The organism is Streptomyces sp. NBC_01232, assembly GCF_035989885.1.
Classification (GTDB): Bacteria; Actinomycetota; Actinomycetes; order Streptomycetales; family Streptomycetaceae; genus Streptomyces.
This window is the reverse complement of record NZ_CP108518.1, coordinates 4600105-4616463: the sequence shown is the minus strand read 5'-3', so window position 1 is coordinate 4616463 and position 16359 is coordinate 4600105. Positions and strand designations below refer to the sequence as shown.

Annotated in this window: 15 protein-coding genes; 4 read left to right on the top strand and 11 right to left on the bottom strand. The window is 72.5% G+C overall.

Annotated elements, in window-relative coordinates; all coding sequences use genetic code 11:
* Positions 1–139 precede the first annotated feature (139 nt).
* Positions 140–580: an ATP-binding protein gene (locus OG444_RS21355; protein ID WP_327263689.1), complete on the bottom strand. Its 441-nt coding sequence runs from the start codon at positions 578–580 to the stop codon at positions 140–142.
* 122 nt (positions 581–702) lie between these two features.
* Entirely contained in the window at positions 703–1044 is a 342-nt protein-coding gene (bldG, locus tag OG444_RS21350) for an anti-sigma factor antagonist BldG (RefSeq protein WP_008743037.1), read from the bottom strand.
* A 70-nt stretch (positions 1045–1114) separates the two neighbouring features.
* On the opposite strand from bldG, the gene OG444_RS21345 reads away from it, so the two are divergent.
* The gene (locus tag OG444_RS21345) at positions 1115–3592 is read left to right on the top strand and encodes a DEAD/DEAH box helicase (protein ID WP_327263688.1); all 2478 of its coding nucleotides are present in this window, start codon (positions 1115–1117) and stop codon (positions 3590–3592) included.
* 31 nt (positions 3593–3623) lie between these two features.
* Here OG444_RS21345 and OG444_RS21340 read toward each other — a convergent pair whose 3' ends face one another.
* From OG444_RS21340 to ssd, 7 genes are read right to left on the bottom strand one after another with little or no spacing between them, the layout of a single operon-like run.
* Complete coding sequence (locus tag OG444_RS21340) at positions 3624–3965, bottom strand: Rv3654c family TadE-like protein (RefSeq protein WP_327263687.1); 342 nt, start codon at positions 3963–3965, stop codon at positions 3624–3626.
* Positions 3962–4348 carry a TadE family type IV pilus minor pilin gene (locus tag OG444_RS21335; RefSeq protein WP_327263686.1) on the bottom strand — a complete coding sequence of 129 codons (387 nt, stop codon included), beginning with the start codon at positions 4346–4348 and terminating at the stop codon, positions 3962–3964. The genes OG444_RS21340 and OG444_RS21335 overlap by 4 nt, the downstream gene beginning before the upstream one ends.
* On the bottom strand, positions 4335–4532 hold the full coding sequence (locus OG444_RS21330; RefSeq protein ID WP_327263685.1) for a DUF4244 domain-containing protein: 198 nt from the start codon (positions 4530–4532) through the stop codon (positions 4335–4337). The genes OG444_RS21335 and OG444_RS21330 overlap by 14 nt, the downstream gene beginning before the upstream one ends.
* A gap of 48 nt (positions 4533–4580) precedes the next feature.
* Positions 4581–5360 carry a type II secretion system F family protein gene (locus OG444_RS21325; RefSeq protein WP_327263684.1) on the bottom strand — a complete coding sequence of 260 codons (780 nt, stop codon included), beginning with the start codon at positions 5358–5360 and terminating at the stop codon, positions 4581–4583.
* A complete protein-coding gene (locus OG444_RS21320) occupies positions 5357–6217 on the bottom strand; it encodes a type II secretion system F family protein (protein ID WP_327263683.1) in 861 nt (286 codons plus the stop codon). The genes OG444_RS21325 and OG444_RS21320 overlap by 4 nt, the downstream gene beginning before the upstream one ends.
* Before the next feature lie 20 nt (positions 6218–6237).
* Positions 6238–7386 (bottom strand): TadA family conjugal transfer-associated ATPase, encoded by a 1149-nt coding sequence (locus OG444_RS21315; RefSeq protein ID WP_327263682.1) that lies wholly within the window; start codon positions 7384–7386, stop codon positions 6238–6240.
* Complete coding sequence (gene ssd, locus OG444_RS21310; protein ID WP_327266873.1) at positions 7383–8534, bottom strand: septum site-determining protein Ssd; 1152 nt, start codon at positions 8532–8534, stop codon at positions 7383–7385. Before ssd ends, OG444_RS21315 begins: the two co-directional genes overlap by 4 nt.
* Before the next feature lie 524 nt (positions 8535–9058).
* On the opposite strand from ssd, the gene OG444_RS21305 reads away from it, so the two are divergent.
* Positions 9059–9943 (top strand): HAD family hydrolase, encoded by an 885-nt coding sequence (locus OG444_RS21305; protein ID WP_327263681.1) that lies wholly within the window; start codon positions 9059–9061, stop codon positions 9941–9943.
* A gap of 454 nt (positions 9944–10397) precedes the next feature.
* Here the strand turns inward: OG444_RS21305 and OG444_RS21300 are convergent, their stop codons facing one another.
* Positions 10398–11219, bottom strand: a complete 822-nt coding sequence (locus tag OG444_RS21300) for an oxidoreductase (RefSeq protein WP_327263680.1) — start codon at positions 11217–11219, stop codon at positions 10398–10400.
* 109 nt (positions 11220–11328) lie between these two features.
* On the opposite strand from OG444_RS21300, the gene OG444_RS21295 reads away from it, so the two are divergent.
* Complete coding sequence (locus tag OG444_RS21295; RefSeq protein ID WP_327263679.1) at positions 11329–12360, top strand: ATP-binding protein; 1032 nt, start codon at positions 11329–11331, stop codon at positions 12358–12360.
* On the opposite strand, the gene OG444_RS21290 is transcribed toward OG444_RS21295, so the two are convergent.
* Positions 12314–13621, bottom strand: coding sequence for a hypothetical protein (locus OG444_RS21290; RefSeq protein ID WP_327263678.1), 1308 nt, complete (start codon positions 13619–13621; stop codon positions 12314–12316). The two genes, OG444_RS21295 and OG444_RS21290, sit on opposite strands and share 47 nt — an antisense overlap.
* A 235-nt stretch (positions 13622–13856) precedes the next feature.
* Here OG444_RS21290 and OG444_RS21285 point away from each other — a divergent pair, with 235 nt between their 5' ends.
* Positions 13857–16316, top strand: a complete 2460-nt coding sequence (locus OG444_RS21285; RefSeq protein ID WP_327263677.1) for a SulP family inorganic anion transporter — start codon at positions 13857–13859, stop codon at positions 16314–16316.
* Positions 16317–16359: the final 43 nt, after the last annotated feature.

The window sequence follows — 16359 nt, the reverse complement described above, 5'->3', positions numbered from 1 at the left end:
GTGGTAATGGGGCAAAGGCATTGACGCCTGATCATTGATCTAGGGAAATGAAAAAGGCCCTGCTCAGCAGGGCCTTGATAAAGATCGGAAGATACGAAGGATTGCGCGCGCTGTGGATCACTCCGCATCGCGGCGGATCTCAGGGAAGCTCGGAGACTCCGGCGACGGGCCAGCTCATCCGGATGGTTCCGCCCGATTCCCCACTGCTCACCTCGACGTCGTCGACGAGCCCGCTGATCACCGCGAGGCCCATCTCGTCCTCGGTCTCGCCGTCCGACTCCAGGACTGCGGTGATGCCGGGCACGGCGTCCGCCGCGCTGCCGGACGGCCCGGGAACCTCGTCGCCGACCTCGATGGAGAACACCTTGTCCTCCTCGCTCAGCACCACCCGGACGGGCGCGGTCAGTCCGTTGCTCCGGTGGAGTCCGACGGCACGCGAACAGGCCTCACCCACGGCGAGGCGGACCTCGTCGAGGACGGCTTCCTCCACGCCCACCCGGCGAGCCACGGCGGCCGCGACCAGGCGGGCCGTCCGGACGTGTTCGGGCTGGGCGCTGAAGCGCAGTTCAACGGTGGCCATGCGCGTCCCCCTCGGACTACGGGCGTGCCTTGACAGGGGCCCGGGCCAACCATGGCCCGGTACCCCCGCTCTCCTTGTCGGCCCCCTGCCGCCCGGAGGCCGCGGGGAGCCGGCCGGAGCCGTCAGTCAGTGGCGTTGACGGCGTCTTCCACAGTGGTGTGGATCGGAAACACCTTGGTCAGACCGGTGATTCGGAAGATCTTCAGGATGCGCTCCTGGTTGCACACCAGACGGAGCGAGCCCTCGTGCGCGCGGACGCGCTTGAGGCCTCCCACGAGCACACCAAGGCCGGTGGAGTCGAGGAAGTCCACTCGCTCCATGTCGACAACCAGGTGGTAGCTGCCGTCGTTCACCAACTCGACCAACTGCTCGCGCAGCTTGGGCGCGGTATACACATCAATCTCGCCACCGACCTCCACGACCGTACGGTCGCCGACAGTGCGAGTCGACAGGGACAGGTCCACGGATCCTCCAGCACCTTGCTATCGAGCGACGCCCCCCCACCCGAAGGTAGGCGAGGGATTGGCTGCCGCGATGGCATTCAATCACTTACCGGCAGGCGCGCACGACGCCTTCGGACCATTGTCCCGCACGCCGGTGACACACTCGGTTCCGATGGCCAACACTCACGGTCCCGGACAGCCCAGGGCACATGCGGACCCTCGACCCACCCCCGACACGGTCCTGGACCGCCTGTCACGGGGGCCTTCCCGTGCTGCGCGCATCACCCATACGGAGCACTTGCCCCCTCGGGCGGGTCGTCATGCAGTCTGGCCGGACCGCATCCGAACAGACGTCGTAGCCGCGATCCGATCGGCCGGAATCGACCATCCGTGGGAACACCAGGCCGCGGCGGCCGAGCTCGCCCTCGACGGAACGTCCGTGGTCGTGGCCACCGGCACCGCCTCCGGCAAGTCCCTGGCCTACCTCGCACCCGTGCTCTCCGCCCTCGCCGACGGAGCCGAGGCCCCGAACGGCAGGGGCGCGACCGCCCTGTACCTGGCCCCCACCAAGGCCCTGGCGGCCGACCAGCGGCGCGCCGTACGGGAACTGGCCGCCCCGCTGGGCAACGCCGTGCGCCCCGCGGTCTACGACGGGGACACACCCGTCGAGGAACGCGAGTGGGTGCGGCAGTACGCGAACTACGTCCTGACCAACCCCGACATGCTGCACCGCGGGATCCTCCCGGCCCACCCGCGCTGGTCCTCCTTCCTGCGGGCCCTGCGCTACGTCGTCATCGACGAGTGCCACACCTACCGCGGGGTCTTCGGCTCCCACGTGGCACAGGTCCTGCGCCGGCTGCGGCGGCTGTGCGCCCGCTACGGCGCCGACCCGGTCTTCCTGCTCGCCTCCGCCACCGCCAGCGACCCCGCGGCCGCCGCGTCCCGGCTGACCGGTGCGCGCGTGATCGAGATCACCGACGACGCCTCACCGCGGGGCGAGGTGGTCTTCGCCCTGTGGGAGCCCCCGCTGCTCACCGAGCTGCGGGGCGAGAAGGGCGCTCCCGTACGCCGTACGGCCACCGCGGAGACGGCCGACCTGCTGACCGATCTGGTGGTCCAGGGGGTCCGTACGGTCGCCTTCGTCCGCTCCCGGCGCGGCGCCGAGCTGATCTCCGTGATCGCCCAGGAACGGCTCGCGTCGGTCGACCGGTCGCTGGCCCGCAGGGTCGCCGCCTACCGGGGCGGCTACCTCCCCGAGGAGCGCCGGGCCCTGGAGCGGGCCCTGCACTCCGGCGAACTCCTCGGACTGGCCGCCACGACGGCCCTGGAGCTGGGTGTGGACGTCTCGGGCCTGGACGCCGTCCTGATCACCGGCTACCCGGGCACGAGGGCCTCCCTGTGGCAGCAGGCCGGCCGCGCAGGGCGCTCGGGCCAGGGCGCCCTGGCCGTGCTGATCGCCCGGGACGACCCGTTGGACACCTACCTCGTCCACCACCCCGAGGCGCTCTTCGACCAGCCGGTGGAGGCCACCGTCCTGGACCCCGACAACCCGTACGTCCTCGCCCCCCACCTGTGCGCGGCGGCGGCGGAGCTGCCGCTGACCGAGGCGGACCTGGAACTCTTCGGCCCGGCGACCGAGGACCTCCTTCCTCAGCTCGAGGCGGCGAAACTGCTGCGCCGCAGGGCCACCGCCTGGCACTGGACCCGCCGGGAGCGGGCCTCGGACCTGACCGACATCCGGGGCGGCGGCGGCCGCCCGGTGCAGATCGTCGAGGCCTCGACCGGCCGGCTGCTGGGGACGGTCGACGAGTCGGCGGCCCACACCGCCGTCCACGAGGGGGCCGTCCACCTCCACCAGGGCCGCACGTACCTCGTGAAGCACCTGGACCTGGAGGATTCCGTGGCCCTCGTGGAGCAGGCGGATCCGCCCTTCTCCACCACGGCCCGGGACACCACCTCCATCTCCATCCTGGAGACCGAGACCGAGATCCCGTGGGGCTCGGCCCGGCTCTGCTTCGGCTCCGTCGAGGTCACCAACCAGGTCGTCTCCTATCTGCGCCGCAAACTGATCACCGGCGAGGTGCTGGGCGAGGCCAAGCTCGACCTGCCGCCCCGCACCCTGCGCACCCGGGCCGTGTGGTGGACGGTGACCGAGGACCAGCTCGAGGAGGCCCGGATCAACCCGGAGATCCTCGGCGGCGCCCTGCACGCCGCCGAACACGCCTCCATCGGCATGCTGCCGCTGTTCGCCACCTGCGACCGCTGGGACATCGGCGGCGTCTCCGTGCCGCTGCATCCCGACACCCTCCTCCCCACCGTCTTCGTCTACGACGGCCACCCCGGCGGCGCCGGCTTCGCGGAGCGCGCCTTCCGCACGGCCCGCGCCTGGCTCACTGCGACCCGCGACGCGATCGCCGCCTGCGAGTGCGAGGCCGGCTGCCCGTCCTGCATCCAGTCCCCCAAGTGCGGCAACGGCAACGAGCCCCTGCACAAGCGCGGCGCCATCCGCCTCCTGACCCGCCTCCTGGCCGAAGCCCCGCCCGTCGAATCCCCGCCCGCCGGGGCCTGACGGCCCCCGGTCCGGGCGCCGCCCGTGGCCCTCAGCCCGCCGGTGCCCCGGGCGGTCCGGCCCGGGCCCGGATCCCGGGGGTGAAGGGGCCCGCGGCGACCCGGGCGGTGACCTCGGCGACCTCCCCCCGCAGGAGACACCCGCCGAGCACCGCGCCCTGCGCCCGGGCCACCCGCAGGGCCGTCGCACAGGCCGTCTCCGGCCCGTGGGCCCAGGTGACCGCCGCCGCGAGCGCCGCCAGGTCGGCGGCCGCCGCCGCCCGGTGGCGAGCCACGACGGCCTGGCCGAGGAGCAGCACACCTCCGAACACCGCACCCAGCACCGTCGCCACCAGCGCCGCCCAGACCGTGGCCGAACCCCGGTCCCGGCTCACGGCGGCGGCCCCACGCTGTCCTCCGCCAGGGCCACGGCCTGCGCGCCGAGCCGTACCGGCAGCCCGCCCGGACCTGGTGCCGGAGCCTCCACCCGGACCCGCCAGAGGTCTCCCACCCGCTCCAGCTCCACCCGTGCCCCCGCGGGAGCTGCCGCCCGGGCCGCCGCCTGAGCCACCTCCAGCGGCTCCGACCTGGCCGCCGCCCGGGCACCGGCCCGGGCCGCGTCCACACAACGGATCTGCGCGGCGGCCGCCATCAACGCCCACACCAGCAGCGCCGCGAACAGCACCAGAGCCGGGATCACCAGGGCGGCCTCCGCCGTCACATATCCCCGGTCCGACTTTCCCCGGCCGCCCTGTGGCCCACCCTCAGAACGGCACATCGAGCGCCTTTCCGATGGTCGACTGAAGGGCCGTGGCGACGACTTCACTCGTCACCACCTTGTAGAGGACGGCCGCGAATGCGCAGGCCGCGATCGTGCCCATGGCGTATTCCGAGGTGGACATCCCCGCGTCGCCCCCACGCCCCCGCAGTACCGCCCGTACACGAAACCAGATGATCCTCATGACAGCCTCCTGTGATTTCTTCTGTTGATGTATGTGGCCCATGCGACTTCAGGTGTTCGAGAGAAGTCCCGACGCCATTCCGATCACCACCGGTGCGACCCCGATCGCGAGAAAAGCGGGGAGAAAACACAGCCCCACCGGCGCCGTGACGAGAACCGCCGCCCGCTGCGCCCTCGCTCCCGCACTGCGGGCCCGGTCCTCCCGCAACCCGGACGCGAGCCGGGAGACCGGTTCCGCCGCGGGCGCCCCCGTCCGGGCCGCCCGTTCCAGGCATTGCGCGAGCGCCCCGGCGCCGGGTATCTCCGCCAACCTCCCCCACCCGGCGCCCGGTTCGCCGCCCAGCCGCAGCTCCGCCCCGGCCCTCGCCAGCCGCTCGCCCACCGGGCCGCCCAGCGACTCCCCCACCACCTCGGCGGCCTCCACCGGGCCGGCCCCGGCCGCCAGACACGCGGCCAACAGGTCAGCCGCGAACGGCAGCTGACGCTCCGCCTCCTTCGGATCCACTGCGGCCGGTGGCCGCGCCCTCGCCTGCCAGCGCCGCACGCCGAACGCGGTCAGAGCTCCGACGGCCACACCCGTCACCCCGCCGACGAGCACCCAGCCGGCCAGCAGCGCCCCCGCCGGCCCGGCCCACGCGGCCGTCGCACCGCGCACCGCGGATCCCCACGCCGCCTCGCGCCGCGCCGGCTCCGCCCCCAGCAGAGCCGTGGTCCTGCGCCGGGCCGCCCGCATCCGGACCCGTGCGGCCACCTCCCGCACCGCCCACAGGGCCACCACCGCCAGGCAGACGGCGATCCCCAGCCTGTGGACGACGTGGCCGGCCGTCACCGCTCCCCCGCCCGGACGATCCGCCCGCACCACAGCAGCCCCAGCGCCTCCAGTACGCCGCCGGCCAGCAGGCATCCCCACCCCATCGGCGTGTGCAGCAGCACGCGCAACGGATCAGCGCCCAGCCCGGTGCCGATCAGCAGGCCCACCAGCGGCAGCAGGGCGAGAACCACCACCGTCGACCGCGCCCCCGCCAGCTGGGCCCGCAGCGATTCCTGCCGGTCCCGCTCGGCCCGCAGGGCCCCTTCCAGCCGCTCCAGTCCGGCGGCCAGTCCCGCACCGCCGTCCACCGACACCCGCCAGCAGGCCGCCATCCCGGCCAGCCCGTCCGCGCCGGGCTCCCGCGCCGCCTGGCGCAGCGCGCCGGGCACGTCCCCGCCGAAGGCCGCAGCAGCCAGCACTCCCGCCTCCGCCGCACCCGGTCCGCCGGGTCCGGCGGCCGTGCGCCGCAGCGCCGCCGTCAGGGCCTGCCCCGGCTGGGATCCCGCCCGCAGCTCGCCCACCACCGCACCGCACAGGGCCACCACCTCGGCGGCCCGTGCCGCCCTGGCCCGCTCCCGCGCCCTCACCCGCAGCCACCGCCGCACGAGCGGCATCGCGGCCGCCCCCGCGAGCAGCGGAATCACCGACCCGCCGAGCGCGGCGACCAGCAGCCCGGCCCCGAGACAGGACCACTCCCGCCACCGCGCCGCCCGCACCCGTACGGCGACCAGCAGCCGCTCCCGGCGCAGCGGCGCGCCCGGCACCATCGGACCGCCCGCGACGAGCACGACCCGGGCCCGACGGGTCACCCGGTCGCCCCCGGCCAGCCCCCAGACGGCCGCCGCGGCGCACAGCACCCCGGCGAACAGCGGCACCGGAAGCACCGCCCCCGCGTTCACCGCGCACCCCGCAGCAGCGGGCGAAGCCGTTCCCAGCCCCGCTCCCGTACGAAGCCCCGCGCGGCCCAGCGCAGCGCCGGTACGGTCATCACCAGCCCGGCGGCGTCCCTCTCCAGCACGTGCACCTCGGCCAACCGCCGCCGTCCCTCCCGATCACGGACCAGATGGAGCACCAGGGTCAATGCCGCGGCCAACTGGCTGTGCAGGGAAGCCCGATCGAGCCCGGCGGCCGTCCCGAGCGCCTCCAGCCGCGCCGGAACATGGGCGGCTGCATTGGCGTGAACAGTCCCGCAGCCGCCTTCGTGACCCGTGTTCAGAGCGGCCAGCAGGTCCGCCACCTCGGCGCCCCGCACCTCGCCCACCACCAGCCGGTCGGGCCGCATCCGCAGCGCCTGCCGGACCAGGTCCGCCAGGGTCACGAGGCCCGCTCCCTCCTGGTTGGCCGGCCGGGTCCCCAGCCGCACCACATGCGGATGGTCGGGGCGCAGCTCGGCCGAGTCCTCGGCCAGCACGATCCGCTCCCCGGGGCCGACCAGCCCCAACAGGGCACTGAGCAAAGTGGTCTTGCCCGTTCCCGTGCCGCCGGAGACGAGGAACGACAGCCTGGCCTCGACCATGTCCCGCAGCAGCCGGTGCCCACCGGGCGGCAGAGTCCCTGCGGCGACGAGCTCCTCCAGCGTGAACGCCCTCGGCCGCACCACCCGCAGCGAGAGGCAGGCCGACCCGACCGAGACCGGCGGCAGCACGGCGTGCAGCCGGGTCCCGTCGGGCATCCGGGCATCCACCCAGGGCCGGGCGTCGTCGAGACGTCGCCCCGCCACGGCGGCCAGCCGCTGGGCGAGCCTGCGCACGGCCTCGGCGTCGGCGAAGGTCACCCCGGTCAGCTCCAGCCCGCCACCCCGGTCCACCCACACCCGGTCGGGGGCCGCCACCAGCACGTCGGTGACCTCCGGATCGGAAAGCAGCGGCTCCAGCGGGCCCGCGCCGACCAGCTCGGACCGTAACTCGGCGGCCACGCCCAGCACTTCGGCGTCGCCGAGCAGCCTTCCCTGGGCCCGAAGGGCGGCCGCCACCCGCGCCGGGGTCGGTTCCGCCCCGGTCTCGGCGAGCCGCCTGCGCACCGCGTCCAGGAGCACCGCGCTCATGCCGGCACCCCCTGGGCGGATCCCAGTACCCGCTGCCAGAAGCCGTCGCAGAAGCGGGCCAGCGCGCCCCGCCCCTGGGTCCCCGGGGGCTCCCCCTCGGCCACCCGCCCCGGGAGTCCCAGCTCGACCGGCACCTCCCCGGCCAGCGGCGCTCCCAACAGCCCGGCCACGGCCTCCGGTTCGAGGCCGCCGGGGCAGCGTCCCCGTACGACGACACGCACGTCCCGGGCCACCATCCGCACCCCGGCCGCCACCCGGCCCGCGGCCGCCACCGACCGCAGCTCTCCCGGCACCACCATCAGCACCAGGTCGAGCTGGGCCAGCACTTCGGCCACGGCTTCGTCGACCCGCCGCGGCAGATCGACCACGACCACCCCGCCGCGGCGGCGCGCCGCGGCCACCACGGACCGGATCGCGGCGGGCGGCACCACCACCCGGTCGCCGCGGTCCCAGCTGAGCACCCGCAGCGCGTGCAGCTCGGGAAGGGACTCCTCCAGCGCTCCGGCGCCGACCCGGCCCCGCGAGGCCGCGAAGTCCGGCCAGCGCAGCCCTTCGGCGCTCTCGCCGCCCAGCAGGACGTCCATGCCCCCGCCCAGCGGGTCGCCGTCGATGAGGATGGTCCGCTCCCCGGCTCGGGCGGCCCGCACGGCGAGCGCACAGGCGAGGGTGGAGGCGCCGGCGCCGCCGCTGCCTCCGATCACCCCCACGGCGAGGGCGGGCCGCCCGGCCCCCTCCACGACGTCGGCGATGCGGTCGACGAGCAGGCTCTCGGCGTCGGGGAGCCGCAGTACCTCCTCGGCGCCGATCTGGACCGCCTGTTGCCACACCTGGGGGTCGTCCAGTTCCCGGCCGACGAGGAACACCCCGGCCCGGCGCGGCGCCCCGCGCACTCGCCGGGCGGCGTCGTCGCCCACCAGCACGAGCGGAGCGGATTCCCACCCCGCGCTCCCCGGCGCAGCCTCCGCGTCCGCGTCCGCTCCGACCGTCCCCGCGGCCCCGCCCTGCTCGGGAAGCGCGTGGTGCACATGCGGCTCGGCACCCGCGGCGGCGCACAGCCGCAGCAGATCGTCGAGCAGCAGCGGGTCCTCGGTGATGATCAGCGGCCGCCCGCCGCCGGGTGCGGATCCGGCCACGGAAGCCGGCCCGATGCCCGCCCCGGCCCTCGTCCCCCTTCCCGCGACCACGGCCTCCGGCGTTTCGCACGACTTCGATCGAGCCACGATCTCCGCCCCCTTCTCCCTGTAAATCCAGCCGCCGCGGACTTCGCAGCTGGAATCACCGTGCAGCGTTCAGGAAAAAGAAGTGGATCTTGTTGGATAACTGTGGACAACTCATCGATTGTGAATAACCCGGTCACCCGCGCAGGTGACTTCCGGAGCGCGGCGGAACCACTACGCACCGTCACGAGTCTGATGTGGTGAGGGCCTTCGCCGCGTCGGCCCCGCACAGGAGGAAGGGCCGGAGGATGGTCACTTGGGGCCGAAGGCAGGGACGCGAACCGCGTCCGGACATGCGACGACCCCCGCCGGGGGGGAGAGCGGGGGTCGTCCCCACGGTCCGACTCGGGGGGGGAGGAGCCAGACCGGGTTAGCACGGTCGCGAACGATCCGTGACTTCCATGGTGTACCCGAGAGCCTTCTCAGGCAAACCCACGCGCCACACCTTACGCCGAATGGTGGGCGCATATGCTCGGGGCGTGGAAAATCAGCCCTTGCCGCACTCCTCGCCTCGCACCGCAGCCTTCTTCGACCTGGACAAGACGGTCATTGCGAAGTCGAGCACCTTGACGTTCAGCAAGTCCTTCTACCAAGGCGGCCTGATCAACCGGCGAGCCGTGTTGCGCACCGCGTACACGCAGTTCATCTTCCTGGCCGGCGGCGCCGACCACGACCAGATGGAACGGATGCGGGAGTACCTGTCCGCCCTCTGCAAGGGGTGGAACGTGCAGCAGGTGCGGGAGATCGTCGCGGAGACCCTGCACGACCTCATCGATCCGATCATCTACGACGAGGCCGCCTCCCTGATCGAGGCCCACCACACAGCGGGCCGCGACGTGGTGATCGTGTCCACCTCCGGCGCGGAGGTGGTCGAACCGATCGGAGAGATGCTCGGCGCCGACCGGGTCGTCGCCACCCGCATGGTCGTGGGTGAGGACGGATGCTTCACCGGCGAGATCGAGTACTACGCCTACGGGCCCACCAAGGCGGAAGCCGTGCGCGAACTCGCCGAGTCCGAGGGGTACGACCTCACCCGGTGCTACGCCTACAGCGACTCGGTCACCGACATCCCGATGCTCGAGGCGGTCGGCCACCCGCACGCCGTCAATCCCGACCGGGCGCTGCGCCGCGAAGCCGTGGCGCGCGAGTGGCCGGTCCTGGTGTTCAACCGCCCCGTTCGGCTCAAGCAGCGCCTCCCCGGGCTGTCCATGCCGACCCGCCCGGCCCTGGTCGCCGTAGCGGCCGTGGGTGCGGCAGCCGCCACGGCGGGCCTCGTCTGGTACGCCAGCCGGCGCCGTGCCCATGCGCTGGCCGCGGCCGGCTCCGGCCGAATGTCCTGACCTGCACGGATAAGGACTGTCCGATTCGCCCTCGGTCGTCCCGGAAAGTAAAAACTGGAGCCAGGGGTTTCGCATGGCTCCGAAGCGGAGTACAAATAAAGCAACGGCCCGCGAGACCAAAGAACATCCGAGAGGATCATCTTTAAAACGCAGTAAGGCCCACGGACCGAAGCATGAGCGCCGAGCACCCACGCGACGTCGACCCGTCGATTACGGGCCAGCCGCACCAGGTAACGGGCAAAGACCCCGACCTGATGGGCATATATCGAGGACGCTTGGTAACTGGGCGTAAATGCCAGCGGCGACACCAAAGCAAGACGGTGTCGCCGCAACCCATGTCCGGGCCCGGAAGACCTCAGGCCCGGCGCCCACACCCGGACACGGAGCCACTCCCGAGACCCAGCGCCGGAGCCGCGCCCGGGGCCCGAAGACCCCGGGGACAGGGCCGAACGGCTCAGGCCGCGCCGCGCTGCAGGGCTTCGCAGACCGCCGTCGACTCGCGCACACCCAGCTCGATCGCCCGGCCACAGTGCGCGATCCAGGCGGCCATCCCCTCCGCGGTCCCGGAGACGTACCCCTCGAGGGCGGCCACGTAGGCCTCGCTCCCCTGCTCCGCGTGGCCGACCTCCGCCGGACAGATCGCCTTGGGGTCCAGGCCGCTGTTGATCAGGACGATCCGCTCGGCCGCCCGCGCCACCAGGCCGTTGTACGAGCCGAACGGGCGCAGGGCCATCAGCTCACCGTGCACCACCGCCGCCATGATCAGGGCCGGCGCGGAGCCACCCGCGATGATCAGCTGCGACAGTCCTTCCAGCCGGCCGGCGACCTCCTCGGCGCCCGGCAGCCGGAGTTCCACCAGGGGCTCCACCACCGGCTCGCCCGCCAGCCGCGGACGGCCCACCACATCGCCGTCGGCAGTCGACCCGCACGCCACCAGGTGCAGCCGCGCCAGTACCCGTAGGGGCGACTGGCGCCAGATGCTGAGGAGTTGACCGGCTTCCGCCGTCAGCCGCAGCGCCGCTCCCACCGTCATCGCCTCCGGCTCCGACCCGAAGTCGGTCCGTCGGCGCACCTCCTCCAGCGCCCAGTCCGCACCGGACAGCGCCGCGCTGCCGCGCGCGCCGCGCAGGGCGGCCTCCGAGGTGATCTCGCCGCTGCGGCGGCGCATCACGCGGTGCCCGTAGACCCGGTCCACGGCCTTGCGTACGGAATCCACGGACTCGGCGACACCCGGGAGCCCGGCCAGGGGGGCCAGCGGGTCAGAAGCGCTACTCATAGGTAGGGAGCCTACGCACTGCGCACCCATAGCACCGACCCCTCCTTGGAGTGGTCTTCTTCACTCACCTTGACAACACCCTGCTATCAACCCACTACGCTTGGTGAACATGAAGATCGCTTTCGTAGGAAAGGGCGGCAGCGGCAAGACGACCCTGTCCTCCCTCTTCATCCGCCACCTCGCCGCCAATGAGGCCCCCGTCGTCGCGGTGGACGCCGACATCAACCAGCACTTGGCCGCCGCACTCGGGCTCACCGAGGACGAGGCCGCCGAACTGCCCGCCCTGGGCGCGCACCTGCCCCTGATCAAGGAGTACCTGCGGGGTTCCAATCCGCGCATCGCGTCCGCCGACACCATGATCAAGACCACCCCGCCCGGCCGTGGCTCGCGCCTGCTGCGCGTCAGCGAGGACAACCCGGTCTACGAAGCCTGCGCACACATCCTCCTGCTCGACGGGGAGCCCGTCCGGCTCATGGCCACCGGCCCCTTCACCGAGGCCGACCTGGGGGTGGCCTGCTACCACTCCAAGGTCGGGGCGGTCGAGCTCTGCCTCAATCACCTCGTCGACGGTCCGGACGAGTACGTGGTCGTCGACATGACGGCCGGCTCGGACTCCTTCGCCTCCGGCATGTTCACCCGTTTCGACGTGACCTTCCTGGTCGCCGAACCGACCCGCAAGGGCGTCTCCGTCTACCGCCAGTACAAGGAGTACGCCCGGGACTTCGGGGTCGCGCTCAAGGTCATCGGCAACAAGGTGCAGGGACCCGAGGACATCGAGTTCCTCCAGGACGAGGTGGGCGAGGACCTGCTGGTCACCGTCGGGCACTCGGACTGGGTGCGGGCCATGGAGAAGGGCCGTCCGGCCCCCTTCGAACTGCTGGAGGCGTCCAACCGGTTCGCGCTCCAGGAGCTCCAGGACGCCGCCGACGACTCGTACGCGCACCGCGACTGGGCCCGGTACACCGAGCAGATGGTGAGCTTCCACCTCAGGAACGCGGAGAGCTGGGGCAACGCGAAGACCGGGGTCGACCTGGCCGGCCAGGTCGACCCCGATTTCGTCCTGCGCGAGGGGGTGGAGGGGGCGGAGGTGCTCGTCAGCCCTCGTCCCCACTCTCCTCGGCCGGCTCCGCAGCCGGCTTGACACCCGCGGGGGCGGCCGGCGCCGCCGGCGGCCCCGCGGTCAGGAACTTCGCCCAGCCCTCCTTCGGCGTCTCGCCGACGTCGAGGGTGCGCATCCACTCCAGGGCCTTCGGGTCCTGCGCGTCCAGCCAGTCCACCAGCTCCCGGAACGGTACGCAGCGGACCTCCTTCTGGGTGCACATGGTCTGGATGGACTCCTCGACGGCACGCATGTAGGTGCCGCCGTTCCAGGACTCGAAGTGATTGCCGATGATCAGCGGCGCGCGGTTGCCCTGGTAGACGCGGTCGAAGGCCTGCCGCAGGCCGTCGCGCATCTGGTCGCCCCAGTACTGGTGCTGCGAGGGGTCACCCTGGGACGTCGTCCCGGACTGGTTGACCATGTAGTTGTAGTCCATGCTCAGGGTGTCGAAGGCGCGCCCCGGCATGGGCACCAGCTGGAGCGGGATGTCCCAGAGCCCGTCCGTCTTCTTGGGCCAGATCTGCTTGCTGATGCCGCTGGAGTCGTAGCGGAAGCCCATGTCCTTCGCCGCCAGCATGAAGTTCTTCTGGCCTTCGAGGCAGGGGGTGCGGGCGCCGATCAGCTCCTTGTCGTAGTTGAAGGGGAGCGCCTCCAGGTCCTTGAGACCGGAGTTGGTCTTCCAGTTCTTGACGAACGACTTGGCCTGGTTGATCTCGCTCTTCCACTCGTCCACCGACCAGGTGCCGACGCCACCGTCGGGGCCGCAGAAGTGCCCGTTGAAGTGGGTGCCGATCTCATTGCCCTCCAGCCAGGCCGCGCGGACCTGGGTGGCGGTGTCCTTGATGCCCTGGAGGTCCCCGAAGCCGATGTCGGAGCGGCCGGGCGAGTGCTGCGGCGCCGTATAGAGGGAACGTTTCTCCTCAGGGAGCATGTAGACACCGCTGAGGAAGTACGTCATCCGGGCGTTGTACTTCTTGCCGACCTCGCGGAAGTGCGAGAAGAGCTTCTGGCTGTCCTCGCCGGCCCCGTCCCAGGAGAACACCACGAACTGCGGCGGCTTTTCGCCGGGCTTCAGCTTCTGCGGCTTCTGCACGTTCGGCTGCGTGCCCGTGTACGCGGTGGAGCCGTCGCCGATGGGCCGGTTCACACTGCCGGGAGCCTCCGGGGCGGCGGGCCCCTTCAGCGCGTTCGGGGGCCCGGGAGCCGGGGACTTGGCGGGTTCCGAGGTGCTGCACCCGGCGACTCCCAGAACCAGCGCCGTGGCGACCAGGCCGCCGGCGATCTTCTTCGTGGCGGCGATCATCCGCCCCACCTCTCCCTCGCAGTTCCATCGCAGGACTTCCGCGCCGCAACGTCCCACGTGGTCCGCTTTGAGGAAGGTGTGACAAGCCGAACAAAATGCTTAATCACTCTTGAGTGCTAATTTGTCGGCCATTTGCCCGTATTATTCACCGCGCACCTTTACTCTCCATTACCATCCATTTACTGAGTGTTGAGACTCCCGCCGCTTCATCCCTCTTCAGAGGAGACGGGAACCGATGACAGCCACCTCCCTCACCCGCCCACCCCAAGAGATCCGCAAGGACCTCCCCGCGGATCTCTCCGCCTCGATCGCCGTCTTCCTGATCGCCCTGCCGCTCTCGCTCGGCATCGCCCTGGCCACCGGGGCCCCGCTCCAGGCGGGGCTGGTCGCCGCGGCGGTCGGCGGGATCGTCGCCGGGCGGCTCGGCGGCGCTCCGCTCCAGGTGAGCGGGCCCGCCGCCGGACTCACCGTGGTCACCGCCGAGTTGATCCAGCGCTACGGATGGCGCACCACCTGCGCCATCACCGTGCTCGCCGGCGTGTGCCAGCTCGGGCTCGCCGCCCTGCGCACCGCCCGGTCGGCACTGATGGTCAGCCCGGCCATCGTGCACGGCATGCTCGCGGGCATCGGCGTGACCATCGCCCTGGCCCAGCTGCACATCGTGCTCGGCGGCACACCCCAGAGCAACGCCGTGGCCAACGTCCTGGGTCTGCCCGGCCAGTTGGCCGATCTGCATCCGGTCGCCCTCGGTGTCAGCGCGCTGACCCTGATCGTCCTGCTCGGCTGGCCCCGGCTGCCCGGACGGGTGGGCCGCGCCCTGCGCAAGGTGCCCGCGGCGCTCGCCGCCGTCGCCACGGCCACCGCCATCGCCGCCGTGGCCGGGCTCAGCCTGCCCCGGGTGGACCTGCCCTCCTGGCGCAGCCATGCCCTGCCCGAGCTCCCCGAGGGGCCGGTCCTCGGCCTCATCGCGGCGGTACTGACCATCACCCTCGTCGGCAGCGTGGAGTCACTGCTCTCCGCCGTCGCGACCGACAAGCTGATCGCGTCCGAGCGGCGTACGGGCAACCGCCCGCCGCGCGCCGACCTCAACCGCGAACTGCGGGGGCAGGGCGCCGCGAACATCGTCTCCGGGGCCCTGGGCGGGCTGCCCATCACGGGTGTGGCCGTCCGCAGCGTGGCCAACGTCAAGTCCGGTGCGGCCAGCCGGAAGTCGGCCATGCTGCACGGGTTCTGGGTACTGCTCGCGGCCGGTCTGATGGTCCCGGTCCTCGACCTGATCCCGCTCGCCGCACTGGCCGCGCTGGTGATGGCGGTCGGCGTGCAGATGGTCAGCATCACGCACATGCGCAGTGTCACCCGGCACCGCGAGATCCTGGTCTACGTCACGACGATCGCGGCCGTGGTGCTGGGCGGGGTCCTGGAGGGCGTGGCCATCGGTATCGCGGTGGCCGTCGCGCTGGCCCTGCACCGCCTCGCCCGGACCCGGATCACCGCGGAACGGCTGGACAGCGGGGTCCACCGGGTGCGGGCGCGCGGGCAGTTGACCTTCCTCGCCGTGCCCCGGCTGAGCCGGGTGCTGAACCAGATTCCGCACGACGTGCACGCGGTGGTCGAGCTGGACGGCTCGTTCATGGACCACGCGGCCTACGAGACGCTGCACGACTGGCAGGAGTCCCACCTGGCGCACGGCGGCTCGCTGGAGGTGACCGGCCGCTCCGGATCGTCGGCGCTCCCGCCCGCAGCCGCGCCCGGCGACGACTCCGCCGACGGCTCCGACGCGGTCGACGCGGCCGGTCACACCGACGGGAGCCACCACGCGGACCGCTCCCGCCGCGCGTCCCAGCGCGGCGTGCACCAGTGCTGCCGGCCCTGGACCCCGTGGCAGAACCACTGCGACCACCGCCCCGCGGGCACCCGTACGATCACCGCCGCGGCCGCGGCCAAGGCGGCCGCGGCGGCCACCGAGCCAGAGGCTAAGGCGGAGACCCCGTCGGGGCGGGCCGCCTCACCCGCGCCCCGGCGCCGCGGCGCGGGCCAACTGGCCAGTGGGATCAGCGCCTTCCAGCGCGACACCGCACCCCACGTGCGGGACGAACTGGCGCGGCTGGCCCGCGAGGGACAGCGGCCCTCCCAGCTCTTCCTCACCTGCGCCGACTCCCGCCTGGTGACCAGCATGATCACGGCCAGCGGCCCCGGCGACCTGTTCACGGTCCGCAATGTCGGCAATCTGGTCCCGCTGCCCGGCGCCGAGTCCACGGACGATTCCGTCGCAGCGGCCATCGAGTACGCGGTGGACGTGCTGATGGTCGACAGCATCACCGTGTGCGGGCACTCGGGCTGCGGGGCCATGCAGGCCCTGCTCAGTTCCGCGCCCGGGACACCGATGACCCCGCTGCGCCGCTGGCTGAAGCACGGGCTGCCCAGCCTTGAACGGATGGCCAGCCGCCACCACGCCTGGGCGCGGATCGCGGGCCGGCTCCCGGCGGACGCCGTGGAGCAGCTGTGCCTGACCAACGTCGTTCAGCAGCTGGAGCACCTGCGGGCCCACGAATCGGTGGCCCGGCGGCTCGCCGAGGGCACGCTGGAGCTGCACGGGATGTACTTCCACGTGGGCGAGGCCCAGGCGTATCTGCTGTCCGAGGGCGAGGACTTCTTCGACTGCCGCGTCTTCGACAGCGTGGGCCAGCACGCCTGAACCGATACCCTCCCGTATTCGTGCAATCGTTTGGCCCCTCCCC

Coding starts and splice junctions, on each gene's coding strand:
- OG444_RS21285 (WP_327263677.1), top strand. CDS start 13,857: ATGACAGCCACCTCCCTCACCCGCCCACCCCAAGAGATCCGCAAGGAC.
- OG444_RS21300 (WP_327263680.1), bottom strand. CDS start 11,219: ATGAGTAGCGCTTCTGACCCGCTGGCCCCCCTGGCCGGGCTCCCGGGT.
- OG444_RS21290 (WP_327263678.1), bottom strand. CDS start 13,621: ATGATCGCCGCCACGAAGAAGATCGCCGGCGGCCTGGTCGCCACGGCG.
- OG444_RS21330 (WP_327263685.1), bottom strand. CDS start 4,532: ATGAGGATCATCTGGTTTCGTGTACGGGCGGTACTGCGGGGGCGTGGG.
- OG444_RS21355 (WP_327263689.1), bottom strand. CDS start 580: ATGGCCACCGTTGAACTGCGCTTCAGCGCCCAGCCCGAACACGTCCGG.
- OG444_RS21315 (WP_327263682.1), bottom strand. CDS start 7,386: ATGAGCGCGGTGCTCCTGGACGCGGTGCGCAGGCGGCTCGCCGAGACC.
- OG444_RS21345 (WP_327263688.1), top strand. CDS start 1,115: ATGGCATTCAATCACTTACCGGCAGGCGCGCACGACGCCTTCGGACCA.
- OG444_RS21295 (WP_327263679.1), top strand. CDS start 11,329: ATGAAGATCGCTTTCGTAGGAAAGGGCGGCAGCGGCAAGACGACCCTG.
- OG444_RS21305 (WP_327263681.1), top strand. CDS start 9,059: ATGGTGGGCGCATATGCTCGGGGCGTGGAAAATCAGCCCTTGCCGCAC.
- OG444_RS21335 (WP_327263686.1), bottom strand. CDS start 4,348: ATGTGCCGTTCTGAGGGTGGGCCACAGGGCGGCCGGGGAAAGTCGGAC.